Genomic DNA, 15,443 nt, shown 5'->3' on the forward strand with positions numbered 1-15,443 from the left:
TAAAAATTATTTCACGGGCTGCAGGATTACTTTCCTCAACCAACATAGCTCATTTTTATTCCCTGATACCGGCTTCACCGTCAGGTTTTGTTTACCCGCTTTGTCAATATGTATAATGCCAACCGAATGCTGAATAAAGGGCATAGGCAGGTGACTGTTATAGGTGCCGGTGGTCAGGGTGAGGAAAGGCAGCTGCTGCCCTCCTACCGTTACCAGTCCCTGCTGGGATGCGTTGCCTGGCTCGCAGGCATAGTCCAGGATCACCTTATAGTCGCCTGCATCCTGGATATCGAGTGGGAATACCACTGCATCATCGGGCGTAGTCATACCAGTGATGCAATTATCGTGTTTCCAGTCGCCGAAATAATGTGAATAGGTAAACAGTTTAGTTTTGGCGTTGCCATTGAAAACCGCCCATACCGCGGGAATTTCCGCTGTGGGATATTCACTGCTAACAGTTTGTGTACGGAGCTGGGACAGGTCGGATTGTTGTCCGCTGTATTCCATCACCAATACTGTATTGCGTGTATCCGGGAGCGTTACCGGCAGCTGTACGATAGTTTCTTCCGGTAATTGTTTCCAGGAGAGGGCCGTGTTGCTTCCCATTATCTTCACCGACTTCACTTTTGCCGTAATGCCGGGTACCCGTAGTTGCCTGTTGGCTGGCATTTGCCATACATGCAGGAATAGTTTACCGGGCTTGCTGGTGGTAACACCCCAGGGCTGGGCGGGGATAAGCCCCCAGGTAGTGCCATAAATGCTTTCGCCGTAGGTTTGCAGCCATTTGCCGGTAGCTTTCAGGTAGGCGATAGAATAGGCCGGCCATTTACCGTTGCCATCGGGACCTACGTTCAGCATCAGGTTGCCTCCTTTAGACGCCACATTGGCCAGTAGGCGGATAATTTCTGTAGGGGATTTAAAGTTGAGATCGTGTTGAATATAGCCCCAGGAGTCGTTGTGCGTATAGATCGATTCCCAGGCGCCGGCAATAGGTACCGGTGGCACTTCAGAGTCGCCGAAGTCCCGATAGTCGCCCAGGTCGTGGCCCACGCGACTGCTGAACAGGCAATTGGGCTGTAGCAGGCGAAGGCTGTCGATCATCGTTTTTGTTTGCGCGGAAGAGAGGCCTCCGGGCATATCGAACCAGATAATGCCGAGGGGGCCATAGTTGGTCAGTAGCTCCTTTAGCTGCGGGATGGATTTACTGCGGTAATATTGCTGATAATCTTTCTCGCCTTTAAAATCCCAGTTATTGCCTCCTCCATTCGGCTCGTGCCAGTCGAGGAACTGGGAATAGTAGAACCCAAACTGGATGCCTTTAGCTTTGCAGGCTGCCGACAAGGCTTTCATGGGATCTTTCTTATAAGGCGATGCGTCTACGATATCGAAGTCCGTTACTTTGGAGTCATACATGCTGAAGCCTTCGTGATGTTTGGCGGTGATCACCATGTATTTGATGCCTGCTTCCCTGGCTGTTTCTGCCCATTCGTTGGCATCGAAACCAACAGGATTAAAGGTTTCGGCTACTTTAGCATAGGTAGCTGCCGGCGCCTGGGCCCTGTACATGATCCATTCGCCGCTGCCGTAATAGCTGCTGTCGTTCCAACGGCCGCCCAGTTTGGAGTAAAGGCCCCAGTGGATAAACAATCCGAACTTGGCACCGCGAAACCATTGCAGTCCGGGATGGGTGGCATTGGCCACGGCAGATTTATTCCACATATCGGGCATGTCCTGCGCAGTGGCTGGCAGCGCAGTATACAAGCTTAGCAATAACAACAACCGGGATACGTGGTGGAACATATAAAAGGCTTTATGATAGATGATTAGCCGTAAAAAATATACATATCCTGCCGGATATACAAACGACTGGAAAAATGGTATCAGGGAAAGGGAAAATGGTACAATAACTACCACCGTTAACCAACGGTTAACGAATATTACGGCCAGTATTATCTAATTTAGTTATGCAAGAGGTCAGCCCACTGTCAGAGCAATCAATAGCGTCCTCTTCCACAAAAATTGCATAAAATAATTAACAGGCTATAATGTGTTAAAAGCATCTGACGCTATGTCGCGGATGCCATGTGAATGTTTTATCTCGCCTCTGCTGTATGTCATCAGCAGAGGCTTCTTTTTTTGGATTCACACAAAGTGATCACGCGAAGGCGCAAAGTAAATAAGCAGCAAAGGGATTTAGTTTCTTTGCTGCTTATTTACTTTGCGCCTTCACGTGCCGTTCTCGTTATTTCAATTCTTGTTTGGATTCTGTTAACTCTCCCTGGATCTCCGGCGCCTAATATTGCGATATCAGTTTCATGTCATGTTCTGGAAACTAATCATGCATACAACTAAGAAATATCTCAGCAGTCCCTGTCGGCTTTTCCAGGCCGGCAGGCTATTTTTTTCCATCAACGCTTGTTTAAACAGGTACCCCTTGTTCTGACGAACCAGGGGTTTTTGATTTAATCATCATCTAGCTATAGCGCCTTTGCAGTTTCTACTGCGGAGGTTTTTTTTCATTTTTTAAAATGAATATTTATTCACTTATATTTGTATAGTGAAACTGAAAGATGATAAAAAAGTAGTACAGATATTCCAGGCAGCGCTCAAGCTGGTGGCTAAAAAGGGGTTATCTGGCATTACGATGGGAGACATTTCCCGGGAAGCCGGCATCGCCACAGGTACGGTATATGTTTACTTCAGGGGGAAAGACGAACTGATTAACGCCCTGTTTGCCGCCTGCAGGGAAAACTCTGTAAAGGTATCTTTTAAAGGATATCAACCGCAAATGCCTTTCAAGCTGGCCTTTAAGCATATCTGGCTGAATATCCTCCGCTATAAGCTGCAAAACTTTGAAGAATGCGTTTTCCTGGAGCAATGCTACCACTCCCCTTTTATCACGGCCGAAACCCGTGAAAAGGCCCTGCAGTTATCAGCTCCCTTTTATGAACTGATGATGAGAGGACAACAGGAACAGCTCATTAAAAGTACAGACATCGGGCTGTTACTCACCTTCATTATCGGTACCATCAATGAGCTGGTAAAGCAAACGCACTATGGCGGTATTACCCTCAACCGGAGTAAGATCAACACCTCTTTCGACCTCTGCTGGGATGGCCTGAAAGCGTAAATTAAAAATGAATAATCGTTCACAATAAATACATCGGCATATGTCAGACATTATGATCGCAGTAGACCTGAGCAGCTTTTCAGAACAATTGATCACCACCGGATTGGAATGGGCCCGTAAAATGAATGCCAACGTAACCCTTTTTTCTGTTGTAGAAATAGGGATGGGTATAGGTTTGCCGGAAGGCGGTCCTGTATTTACGGATGATATCCCTGCCCGTATCCGGGAAGTAGAAGAAAGACTGGAAACGTACAGACAAAATTACCCGGACAGCGACCGGATTAAAATCCTGGTAACCGCCGGCAGCCCCAAAAATGAAACATTAGACCAGGCACACAGTAGCAACATTTCCATGCTGGTGGTAGGCACCCACGGCAGAACCGGCCTGGACCACATGCTGCTGGGCAGCAATGCCGAATACATTATCCGGCACTCCCGCATCCCGGTACTTGTGATACCTTACAACCAATATGAGCACTAACGCTTTAACACTCAACAATCAATAAAACAGTTGAACCTGTTACCACATCCCGGCTAAATAAGCCGGGATTTTTTATAGCCCTGGCCAACATCACAAGATAATTTCAAGAAAAAAAGTATGCCGCCACTGCAGTAATGCAAAGGAAGCGCGCCACATTAAAATACCCTTAAACTCCTGCCTGTGCCGGATCTGCTTAAAGAAAGTTGATGTAACTTAGCTGGTTAGTGCGAACAACTATCTACAACGAAACCTAAGACTTTTGAGAACGAAATTTTTTACTGCAGCATTTTTACGTAAGCTCCACCTGAAAGAGCTGTTAGCAGTGCTATTTATACTTTTAGCTATCTATTTCTTCCGTTCCCAACGCCACGAACTTTACTCGCTGATTCCTGCTATCGAAAAAGCAGACCAGGGCTGGGTAGTGATCGGTGTACTGGTAACGGCGGCTTATATATTATTGCAGGCGGGCATGTACGTATTTAGCTTCCGGGCCGTGGGAGCAAGACTGGATACAGTTAAGAGCACGGAACTATTCCTGAAACGCAATTTATTGTCTGTATTCCTGCCAGCAGGAGGCATCAGCTCGCTGGCCTATCTGCCTCAAAGCCTGCGCCGTACCGGGCTACATAAACAACAAATTCACCAGGCTTCCGGTATTTATGGATTTGTCGGCATTTTGTCGGTTTTCCTCGTAGGCATTCCGGTAGTAGGGTATGCCATGTTTCACGCTGCCACCATGAAAGACGCTGCATGGGGGCTGGTGGCCATTTGTGCGCTGCTGGCAGGGGTAGTTTGGCTGGTGCGGTCTATGCAGTCGAAAGGGAAAGCATACCAGTTGCTGGTAAAGTATTTTCCGGGCGCCGCCCACCAGGTGGACGACATCTTTACCTTTCATTTGTCTGTACCCGCTTTCATGAATACGGTATTGGCTTCTGTACTGATAGAAGTGGCCGGTGTGGCGCATTTATACCTGAGTATGCTGGCAGTAGGGGTTACCCCTTCGCTGGAAGCGGCTTGTGTAGGCTATATTGTGGCTACCATCTTCCTGATCATTTCTCCGTTCCTGCGCGGACTGGGCGCTATAGAGCTATCCCTGGCGTATATACTCAACAGTTATGGTTACAGTACATTACAGGCACTGGAAATCACGCTGCTATTCCGACTTTTTGAGTTCTGGCTTCCGTTGATTGCCGGCATCCTGGCATTTGCACTGAAAGGCCGGGAGCTGGTATTAAGATTGGTCCCTCCTGTGCTGATTTTCCTGTTGGGAATGGTCAATATATTTTCAGTGCTTACGCCGCCGTTGTCTTATCGTATGCACATATTACGGGCTTATATTCCCGGCACGTCTATACATGCTACTAACCTGTTGGTGGTTTTCCTGGGGTTGGTACTGTTGGTAACGGCTACCTTCCTGATCCGGGGACTGCGAAGTGCATGGATAGTGGCTTTGTCGGTGTCGTTGTTGTCAGTACTGGGTCATATCGGGAAAGCACTCGACTATGAAGAAGCCTCTCTGGCATTGGTTACCAGCATTATATTGTTGATTACCGCCAAACAGTACCGGGTAAAAAGTAATCCCCAACTGGTGAATATCGGTGTAGTAACGGCATTGGCAACTTTGCTGGCGGTATTGATTTTCGGGACCATTGGCTTTTATTTTCTGAATGTGCGGCATTTTGGAATTGACTTTACCTGGCAGCAATCTATCCGGCATGCGTTCCACTGTTTTATGTTGCTGGAAGATGATGGACTGCAACCTGTAACCCGTTTCGGGAAAGAGTTTATGTCGGCCATCCGCGTATTGGGGGTCAGCTCCTGGGCATTTCTTTTCTATACCATTATACGCCCTTACCTGCATGTAGCGCAGCAAACCAATACCAGCCTGGAGAAAGCACGTTTTTACCTGAGCCAGTACGGCGATTCTCCTATGGATTATTTCAAAGTGGGGCAAGACAAATTGTTATTTATTTCCGAAAAATACGAAGGTTTTATTGCCTACCGGGTAGCGGGCAGCTTTGCGATTGTGCTGGAAGAACCGGTGTGCAGCGAAGATAATAAGCTGACATTGTTGATTGAATTTGAGCAACAATGCCGCAAGATGGGCCTGCGGCCTGCTTTTTACCGGGTAGATGAAGACAGCACCTATTATTTCAGCCACCTGAAAAAGAAAAAGATGCTGATAGGCCAGGAAGCCATCATGGACATCCGCGATTTTACCCTGAGTGGCAAGGACAAGAAATCATTGCGTAATGGACTCAACAGCCTGGCCAATAAAGGCTATGTGACCAATTTTCATGCGGCGCCGCAAACGCCGGCCATGCTGGCGGAGCTCCGGGCGGTGAGCGATGAATGGCTGCACCAATACGAGGTGAAAGAGCTTACTTTTTCGCAGGGATTATTTGACGAGTCCAGCGTTCGTGAGCAGGACATTATTACTGTGAGCGATGCCGAAGGAAAGATCGCTGCCTTTTTGAATATTATTCCCGACTATGCCCCCGGGGAATGCACCTATGACCTGATCCGCAAGCGTTCCGACGCTCCGGGAGGCGTAATGGATGCCTTGATTATTGCATTGATACAAGATGCGCAGCAGAAGGAATTACAGTTCCTCAACCTGGGCATGGTACCTATGTCCGGCATTGTACAACCAGCAAATACCGCGGAAAAAATGGTGAAATATGCCTATGAAAAATTGCGCTTCTTCCGTCATTACCAGGGATTACGCGAGTTCAAGGAAAAATATGCCACCGAGTGGACCAACAAATACCTGGTGTACGAGCATGACTTTGACCTGATACAATTACCTGCTGCCCTGAGCAAAGTGATGCAGCCCTGATGACGGACGAACAATCACGGAATGGAATTTGTTTTATAGACAGGTGTTAATTTAGCGTATGTTATTACCAGGAGGATTGTCCGGATTCCGGAAATTATTGACTTGTTTGCTGTTATTAACAGCTTTACAGGCAAATGCACAAAATGGGACAGGTAACTTGCCCGTGGTTACCAAAGCGCCGGCTACTGCCACTACGGCTCCCTTAATTCTCTACATTACCGGTGACGGGGGTATGAAAAAGTTTTCGGCTAATGTTATTGAGTCATTTCATCAACAAAACTACCCGGTAGTGGCGCTCAATGCGCTCAAGTACTTCTGGAATAAGAAAACCCCTCAGCAGGCGGCCAGGGATGTCGCCAATTTGATCAGCTACTACCAGTCGCAATGGGGTCAGAAGCAAGGCGTCGTATTAATAGGCTACTCACTGGGCGCCGATGTACTGCCATTCATTTATAACAGTTTGCCCGCCAATATCGCCGCGGAGGTGAAGCACGTGGTGCTTTTATCTCCCTCACTTTATACTGATCTGGAAGTACATGTATCGGATATGTTGGGCAAGTCGAGTACCCGTGGCATGAGTGTGCCCGCCGAAATCAATAAGATGACCGGCAAGCCGTTGCTATTGGTTTTTGGGGCAGAAGAAAAGGATTTTAATTTTTCCGCGCTGAATATACAGTATCAAAAGCTGATACTTCCGGGAGGGCATGCCTATGATGAAGATGCCAGTGGGGTGGCTGGTAAAATCCTTACTTCGCTGCAGCCCTGAGCCCTTTCCTTTAATAAGGTAGTTTATACCGTTTGGCCAGTTCATTCCTCATCTCTGTGGTGAGCGCAATCCTGGCGTCTCCGATCATTACATGATCCTGGTCGAGATGTGTAATATGGCGAAAGCCTACCACAAACCAACGATGTACTCTCATAAAGGCGTTGACGGGTAGTTGTGCAATAATCCAGTCCAATGTTTCTGTTGTTACCAGTTTCTGATCTACCATATGCAGGGTAATATGGTCATCCAGTACTTCTACATATTGCAGGTCATCATACACTACTTTTTCGTGGCGATGTTGTGTTTTAAGCATAAAGTAGGAAGCGGGTAATTGAGTGGGGGGCGTAGTTGCGCTCATGTCGATGATATTATAAATGTAATCGAATATGTTATCCAGGTCGGTTTGGGTAAGGGGTGCATGCAGTAATGCTGCAGGCAGCACGTCGTAGCGGAACGACGGTGACGCCTCATACGTCATCAGCATTACGGGTAATACATTCCAATGTACTTGTTCCTTTGGGAGCTGATCGGGGTAATGTCCTACCAACAGTACATGGATAGTGCCGGTTTGCAGCCAGAATGTAGCTTCTTCGATCGTGTTAAATCGTCCGGCCAGGTAAACGTAGGGAATCCGGGACAAGTAATTTTCCAGGTCTTCAAATCCGGCAGGATCATTCCCTATTATGATGCAGTTTAGTACCATAGTGCCTTAGGTTTATTACAGGTACGAAAAAACAACGGTATCAGTTGCCCGCGGCGACGGATGATTAAACAGGGCAGGTGACTGAACAGAAACCCGCGTATTATCTAAAATCTAATCTAAACCGCGTGATGAAAAAAAGGTTGTTTGCATAATACTTTATTAAAGTTGACAAAATCTGTTGGCGTTAAAGGTGGATTTATTTAAGGAGGGAACAGTTAATCGAATGTTAAGTATTCCGGAAAAAGAAGGGTGAGCAGTAAAGTGGTGGCTGTAGCAGCCATACTTTGCCTGTCCACCCTTTCAGGAAGATTACATAAAAGATCCTCTAACAACTGTTGTCCAGTTGTGTAAACGGATCTAAAGCCCGGAAATGGGCAACGATGGCGCAGTGGGAGCTAACGCGAATGCCGGTTAACTGGTCAATGCGCAGACCATGTTTACCAAATGTGCAGGAATAAAAGTAGCATAGTACTCACGGTGATCAGGCTTTTCGAAAACCTGACATTGAAACCACCTTTTTCTGAGTAATAATAACTTTCCTTGTACCGGTCGTACTCAATGGGAGCACCTAACTCCTTCATCATTTTGAGGAATTCATAGAGTGTTCTTTCGGAAATACGAAGCCGCTTGGCTAACTGAGCTGGCTTACCGGTCCCTTTGATCCTGATAAGGTAATCAATGGTCTGTAGTCTGTCAAAATAACGCTTTGGCATGTGGCATAGAGGGGTCTTAACGGTTATTTACTGAATATACGATATGTGCCTTGATTAAACCAGTATTCTCATATATATATTTTAATGTAAATATTAACATTCTGGTTTAAACGGGTTTTCTAAAATTTTAGCTGCGGAACAATGGCGCTGATGCGGTTTAGCTGCGTACTTTTACTAAACGTTTTACTCATCGTTTTATTGGACATTCCACCTAAAAATACTCACTGCGACAATGCTTCATAGATAATGTTAGCCAGCGCGGTACCGTGATCCACTGCGGGATCCGGCGGCCTGGTAGCAAATATTTTCCCGTTCTTTCCCACTACAATTAAGGTAGGATATCTACTGATATTGTATTGCGTAAGTACCTCCCGATGCTGTTCATCCATATGTAGTAACCAACCCGGCAAATCCTTTACAGTATTACCATTGCAGCAGATATTCACAAACGTTACCGCGGTTTCATCAAAGCAGTTTTTTATTTCTGCAAGGGCATGCAGCAGCGGATCGTTACCACTGTAGAAATGCAACAGCACTACCTTTCCGCTGAATTGCTGCAGGCTTACCTGCCTGCCTTGCTGATCAGCGAAACTGAAAGGTGGTGCTACACTTCCCCTGCTGATACCTTTACGTGAACGTCCGTAAAGCTTTGCCACCACCTGTTTACAGGCTTCGTCCTGGACTATTTGCAGGTAGTCGCGCACACAGCCCTCCTGCTCTTCCTGCTGGTTACCTGCCGCAAATCCCAACATCAGTTCATGCGCCAGCAGTTTATCACGCAACCGGCCACTGTAATGGGTTTTAAGCCATTCATAAATAGCCCGGTTACTGCACTCATACCGGTGTTGTACAAAATAATCTACTTCCGCTTTTTGCAACAGGTATCCCAAATAGCGTATAGACGTAGCTGTTATATCTGACGGAACAACATCGGGCCATGCCGGCGCCAGGGCTGTTTTATAAAACAACAGCTGCCGGTCTTCCAGGGTACTGTCGGGGTCCGGTGATAACTTCCAGAACGTGCCCGCCAGTTTGGCCGCCGTTTCGCCGTATATATGCGCACGGATCATTTGCCAGGTTTTCATATCCATACTATCACGGTAACGGTTCAACACCTGCCCGGCCACCTCCAGTTGCTGCCGGTAAGCCGCTGCCAGTTTGCCGGCATTGGATACCACGGGCATGGGTATCCGCTCCTGCTCCCGCTTTGCGTTATAAACCGCCCTGCATACCGCCGCGCCGGCGCCGCTAAAGGCCAGGCTATCGGCACGCATTTTCATACATATGCTGTCGCCGCTGCGGATCAATCCATAAAAGTTATAGCCCGTTCCGGCATCTGCATAAAAAAACACGGCCGCACCTGCCGGCAGCGGTATCCGGAAATAAAAGGAATCAGGAACCAGTAAGGTATCCTGCGTAATGGCAGGGGAAATACCGGGGTCCGTCCAGTAAGTAAGGGACACCCGCGGAATATGGCGATCGGCTACCTTGCCGGTAATAACTGCCGTGGTTTGGGCGGCAGCGCCACTTGTCAGTACCAATAATATGCAGCATAGCCCCAGCAGCTGCTTAAAGGGATGAGGGTTCATAAAAAATAATTTAAATGGTAAAATCCCCATGGTAAACACCACAGGGAGATAAAATTCACAACGATAGTAAATGAAAACTTCCTAATATTTGATAACAGGTATAACTGCCCTTTTACTCGCACATTTAATGCAATGATACCGGGAATAAATATTGGAAGTGTTAATGCATTCTTAACAGTTAATACAAAATCGGATTATCAGATATTAAACCAGTATACCAACTTGAGCACCAGCGCCCTGTTTTTCACATAAAATGGCTCAGGAAGGTAGTTATCCGTATATACGATAAAAAGGTCGGAAGCGGGTTTATAACGCCATTGAAAACGGGTATTAAGGTTCATGTTCTTCTGCTGACCGTTATACTGCATAAAACCGGTAAAAAACAGGGTATTGGTCATGGTAACATCCAGGCGGGGGCCTACCAGCCAGAACGAGGTATTACCCCAGGGTTTGGGCAAATCAATCTGGTTATAATTAGCGCTGAGTGCAATGCTCACGTAGGGTTGGAAGCGGTAGCCCAGCTCTGTATTGGTCATTAGCCGGGTTCCATCTGCATAATAACCTCCATAGCGAGCCGACAGTGCATACGTAAATAAACTCTGGGGCTTGGATACATAATCCACCCCCACCGTATTCCAGTTGTGCCGGGTGCCATTGCCCAGGCTATCTTTATGTGAATTGGTAGGATCAAAGGGTTGCAACAGCTGGATATAGGTATTGGAGGCCCATATATTCAGGGTGTTGCGCTTACGGAATACGATACCATAGTTCAGCATGGTTTCATTGTCGGTACGGTGCAGGTCTTTTTCATCGAAGAACCAGGTACTGGTTATCTGCGGTCCATGGCTCAACACCTGGCCCGACAAAGGGAAAAATAAGCGGGTTACCTGTGGCACGATCTTCACATAACCCTGGCGGGGTACATATCCGACTTCCGCATTGTAATTACGGCCCACATATTCATGCTGCCAGCTTACATTCCATACCTTACTGGTGTACTGCAGGTTGGTGGCATGTGCAATGTCGTGACCGGATTTACCGGGACTATACGACTTCAGGAACATGGCTTTGCCGGTCCAGAAATTGTTAGACGAGGCCAGGTTGTACTCCAGCCCCATATTCCGGTTATATTTATTATACACCGGCATATCCGTTACCTTTCCGGGATCGTAGTTAACGGATTCCTTGTTAATAAAAATGAAACCTACATTAGACCGGGAAAATACCCTACGCTGTAATGCCGCTACGGTGAAGTTCTGCGCCGGCAGGCCGGTTTCTTCCTGCTTACCGGTTTGCATATTCATGATGCCTAAACGCCAGTCCTTATTCAGCTTCCCACTCAACCTGGCGCCGAAGCGGATAGGTACCCCTCCCAGTCCTATACGGCGGGAGAAAAAAGGCCGGATCGTAGCATAGCCGAAATTGGACATCTGGTCCCCGTTTTCCAGGAAAAACTGCCGTTTCTCCGGATAAAATAATTCAAACCTATCCAGGTTGGTTACCTGTTTATCCACATCTACCTGCGAGAAATCAGGATTTACAGTGAGGTCCAGGTTCAGGGAGGAAGTTACCGCTACTTTGGCATCCAGTCCTGCATCCCGGCGGTATTTTTCGCTGGTTCCCTTCTCATAATCTTTGGCGATACCGCCCAGCAGGTAAGGAACCAGGGATACATTGGCGCCTGCTTCCGGGGGCGCAACATCCCATAACAGGTTGCCGGTATACGCCAGAGAAGCGGTAGGAAATTGCCGGGGGACCGGCGCCCAGGCAGATTTTTCAGTTGTTTTCAGGTCATTGCGGCTGAAATTAATACCCCATTTGGTAATTCCTTTTTTATAGCGAATGGTTTTAAACGGAATGGCCGCTTCAAACACCCATTTATCGGGATAATTTTTAACAACGGATACCCATTTGTTGTCCCAGCTCAGGTCTACTTTTCCACCATCATACATTAGCCCGTCCCATTGTGCACCGGCGGCATTAGCGCCGAAAGAAAAGCCATTGGTCTGATCATCGAAAGGATCCATGAACAAGAGGAAGTTGTCGTTTTTCAGAAATGCAAAGTCCCTCCTCAGCGATTCTACCATGTATGGCCCCTCCCCGGTAGTATAGTTTTCCACTACCAGGTACAGGTTTTTATCATCGTAAGTCATGCGAACATCTGTACGCAGCCTGGCCATGCTGGTATCCATGGGCAATACCATGTAAAAATTGGTAGCCACACCGGCCTGTATCCAGGCAGCTTCATCGATCACACCGTCTATCTTCACCGGGGAAACAGCCTTGCGTATTTGCAGCTGATACGATTCGTTTTTCTTTTGTGCCAGTACAGTTACAGTGATGAGCAGCCCGCACAGCAATAGTGGAATTTTGCGAAACATCGGGTCCTTATGGATTTAACGAACAAAATACAAAAATCAAAAAAGCAGGGGGTAAAAAATGGATGAAGGGTAAATACCCGTGATACAACATCTCTATAAAATAAAAATGACCAGATGCAGGTACTCACTGCCTCTGGTCATTTTTATTTTATAGAGATGTTTTACAATTTATTATTCTTCAGCTGCGTGTCTGCAACCGGTACTTTCACGGTAGTTGTTCTGCTGCTGCGGCCGCGCGGGCTGAACACTTTCAGCTTTACTACCTTGCCGCCTGCCTGTACAGGGCCATTATATGCCGGGCTTTTCAACGTAGGCTCTTCACCGTTAGTCGTATACCGGATAATCAAACCGGGCATTTGCACATTGGCTGTCAGCACACCGTTATCAACAGTAGCGCCGGCAGTAGGGATCCGCCAGTTAAATCCTCCTTCATAATAATCCAGGCGGGGCATTTCGCGTTTACCCATTACGTTGCTGAAAACGCTCCAGGCCTGTGCATACATGGCATCTGCTTTGGTGGCGTCTTTTTCAGTAGCCCATGCCGGGTCCTGCGCCCAGGCACGTTCAGCGAGCCCCAATAACTTAGGCAGTATCATATATTCCATACGATCGGAGCTGGTCACCGTTTCACTCCACAACAAACCCTGTATACCAGGAATATTGGAAGCACCAAAACCGGTTAAACGATCCTTACCTACAAACAGTTCCGGCGTTACAGGATTACCTCTGCCATCTACTTTTTGATTTTTGTAGTAGTCGAAAGGAATAAAGTAAAATGGCTTATCCACATCTACGAAACCGCCCCAGTAGAAGCCCGGTTCATCGAACGACTTCATGTAAGCCATGTCAAAATAAAAGTTACTCACGCCTGATAATACTACTTTGTAGCCGGCATTGGCCAGTCGATAGGATAAATCTTCCTGTCCTCCGCCAATTACGTTGTTCCATACATTGAGCTGGAAATTGTCATTCACGAAGTCAGGATTCGGAATGCTTTGTGCTTCCCCATTGATGGATGTTTTACGCATACCAGCTTCCTCCCAACCCGCTACCGATAAGCCATGGGCTTTGAGCAGGTCGTTTACCTTACGGTAGTAATAATACCAGAGATCATTCACGCCGGTGAGCGATTTATCCTGCTGCATCAGTGCCAGGCAGGCAGGCGATTTTTCAAACACGCCGCCGGGAACTTCATCCCCACCCATATGTACTGCTGCCAAAGGTGCGCCGGCCTCTTTGTACATGGCCTGCAGTTCTTCCACTACTTTATCCAGGAAGTGATAGGTAGAAGGCAGGGCTACGTTCATTACGTTGTCGCTCCAGTTTTGCACAGAACTATAAGTCGATTTATCATCGAGATCGGTGAGTAAGTACTCCCTGGCCTCCTGCTCTTTACCAGCTGCTTTCAGCCGGTAGTAGCGCGACTCCATCGACTTCACCGCAGCGCGGGCATGGCCGGGAGATTCAATTTCCGGTAATACGCGTATATGCCTGGCCGTTGCATAGCGTAGAATTTCGATAAAGTCGTTGCGGGAAAAATAGCCGGTACCGGCAGTATTGGTGGTATCGGGGCCGGAGCCATAGGAAGGTGGCAGCATATTTTTCCAGTCGGTGCTGTGTCCCCGTTTTCCGCCAACGCTGGTGAGTTCAGGCAGGGAAGGTATTTCCAGGCGCCAGCCTTCATCATCGCTGAAATGGAAATGTAATACGTTTAATTTATAGAGGGCCATGAGGTCCAGTATGCGCAGCATATCGCGTTTGTTATGGAAGTTACGGGCCACATCGATCATGAAGGCGCGGTAGCCGAAGCGGGGAGCATCGGTTACATCCACACCGGGAATGGTAACGGATTTCTGTGCACTGGCCCAGGCGGTAGGCGGGATCAGCGTTTTCAGAGACTGGATACCATAAAAGGCGCCTGCTTCCGTACCCGCGGTAATTACCACGCCTTCGGGATTTACCTTCAAAGTATATCCTTCCGGTTTATCCTGTGTCATGGCAGCATCAAACACAAATTTCACGGTAGTTTTACCCGTTGTTTTTTTGCTGAGGAACTTTTGCAAATCTGCTTTCAGCATATCGGCGCTGGCCGCCAGCTGCGGATCTGCGCTGATCACCGGTAAATCGGTCAACACCAGGTTGTTGCCGGTAGCTGCATAAGATAGTGGCGTAGGGAATACCAGCGGCAGCTGGGATGCGGGAATGTCCTTCACCGCGGCATTCTGTTTAAATATATCCGTTGGCGTTATAACGGCGGTTTTATCGCCCGGGTAACGCATCAGCTGTTTGGCCGTGGTAGAGGGGCGGATACTATAGTCTTTGATCGAAAAACCTTTTTCCGGCATTTGTTCCCATACCAAGTACAAACCGGCCGGGGCGTCGGTAAAGTTTACCGCCCAGGCATCGCCGGTAATGGCCAGCTTGAGCGAATCGCCGGGTGCGATGCCGGCAAAACCTTCCGCGGGAGTAAAGCGGTACAAGTCACCATTGATATGATCCACTTTCACATGACCGGGTAACTCGCCCGGAGTCACCATTCGTATAAAGTTGAAATACAGCTGCCATCCTTTGGCCGGGAAGGGCTTATTGGAGGTATTCACAAATGTGAAGGCAGACAGGAAGTTGTCTTTTCCCTGGTAGTGGTTTTCTACCACTTCCCAACTGGTTTTAAGGCGGGACGCATCGTATGGGGTTTGTTGTGCCTGGGCCCCTGCTACCGTACCAAACAGGAACATGCCCGTTGCAATCATCTTACCAAGATAGTTGTATCTTTTCATGTGGTGGATTAATTAGAAAATTGGCGATTTTGAAAGATAATAAAATAATTTAAAAACTGATCGG

Annotated in this window: 11 protein-coding genes; 5 read left to right on the forward strand and 6 right to left on the reverse strand. The window is 47.6% G+C overall.

Annotated features, from left to right (window positions below; translation table 11 throughout):
* Positions 1-6: 6 nt before the first annotated feature.
* Entirely contained in the window at positions 7-1,800 is a 1,794-nt protein-coding gene (locus HGH91_RS29195) for an alpha-L-fucosidase (RefSeq protein WP_168742783.1), read from the reverse strand.
* A gap of 19 nt (positions 1,801-1,819) precedes the next feature.
* Between HGH91_RS29195 and HGH91_RS29200 the strand changes: the two genes are divergently transcribed.
* From HGH91_RS29200 to HGH91_RS29220, 5 genes are all read left to right on the forward strand, one after another.
* A complete protein-coding gene (locus tag HGH91_RS29200) occupies positions 1,820-1,957 on the forward strand; it encodes a hypothetical protein (protein WP_168742784.1) in 138 nt (45 codons plus the stop codon).
* A gap of 600 nt (positions 1,958-2,557) precedes the next feature.
* Positions 2,558-3,130 (forward strand): TetR/AcrR family transcriptional regulator, encoded by a 573-nt coding sequence (locus tag HGH91_RS29205; protein ID WP_168742785.1) that lies wholly within the window; start codon positions 2,558-2,560, stop codon positions 3,128-3,130.
* A gap of 40 nt (positions 3,131-3,170) precedes the next feature.
* Positions 3,171-3,611: a universal stress protein gene (locus HGH91_RS29210; RefSeq protein ID WP_168742786.1), complete on the forward strand. Its 441-nt coding sequence runs from the start codon at positions 3,171-3,173 to the stop codon at positions 3,609-3,611.
* Positions 3,612-3,870: 259 nt separating this feature from the next.
* A complete protein-coding gene (locus HGH91_RS29215; protein WP_168742787.1) occupies positions 3,871-6,450 on the forward strand; it encodes a phosphatidylglycerol lysyltransferase domain-containing protein in 2,580 nt (859 codons plus the stop codon).
* Positions 6,451-6,508: 58 nt separating this feature from the next.
* Positions 6,509-7,216, forward strand: coding sequence for an AcvB/VirJ family lysyl-phosphatidylglycerol hydrolase (locus tag HGH91_RS29220; RefSeq protein WP_168742788.1), 708 nt, complete (start codon positions 6,509-6,511; stop codon positions 7,214-7,216).
* 10 nt (positions 7,217-7,226) lie between these two features.
* Here HGH91_RS29220 and HGH91_RS29225 read toward each other — a convergent pair whose 3' ends face one another.
* The 5 genes from HGH91_RS29225 to HGH91_RS29245 all read right to left on the reverse strand — a co-directional run bounded on the left by HGH91_RS29225 (position 7,227) and on the right by HGH91_RS29245 (position 15,379).
* Positions 7,227-7,919: a LytR/AlgR family response regulator transcription factor gene (locus tag HGH91_RS29225; protein WP_168742789.1), complete on the reverse strand. Its 693-nt coding sequence runs from the start codon at positions 7,917-7,919 to the stop codon at positions 7,227-7,229.
* Positions 7,920-8,356: 437 nt separating this feature from the next.
* A complete protein-coding gene (locus HGH91_RS29230) occupies positions 8,357-8,632 on the reverse strand; it encodes an HTH domain-containing protein (RefSeq protein WP_145674224.1) in 276 nt (91 codons plus the stop codon).
* Between the two features lie 221 nt (positions 8,633-8,853).
* Positions 8,854-10,221, reverse strand: a complete 1,368-nt coding sequence (locus HGH91_RS29235; protein WP_168742790.1) for a TlpA family protein disulfide reductase — start codon at positions 10,219-10,221, stop codon at positions 8,854-8,856.
* A gap of 197 nt (positions 10,222-10,418) precedes the next feature.
* Positions 10,419-12,602 (reverse strand): DUF5916 domain-containing protein, encoded by a 2,184-nt coding sequence (locus HGH91_RS29240; protein ID WP_168742791.1) that lies wholly within the window; start codon positions 12,600-12,602, stop codon positions 10,419-10,421.
* 161 nt (positions 12,603-12,763) lie between these two features.
* Positions 12,764-15,379, reverse strand: coding sequence for a family 20 glycosylhydrolase (locus HGH91_RS29245; RefSeq protein ID WP_247651875.1), 2,616 nt, complete (start codon positions 15,377-15,379; stop codon positions 12,764-12,766).
* Between the last annotated feature and the right edge of the window lie 64 nt (positions 15,380-15,443).

The organism is Chitinophaga eiseniae (genome assembly GCF_012641265.1).
Classification (GTDB): domain Bacteria; phylum Bacteroidota; class Bacteroidia; order Chitinophagales; family Chitinophagaceae; genus Chitinophaga; species Chitinophaga eiseniae_A.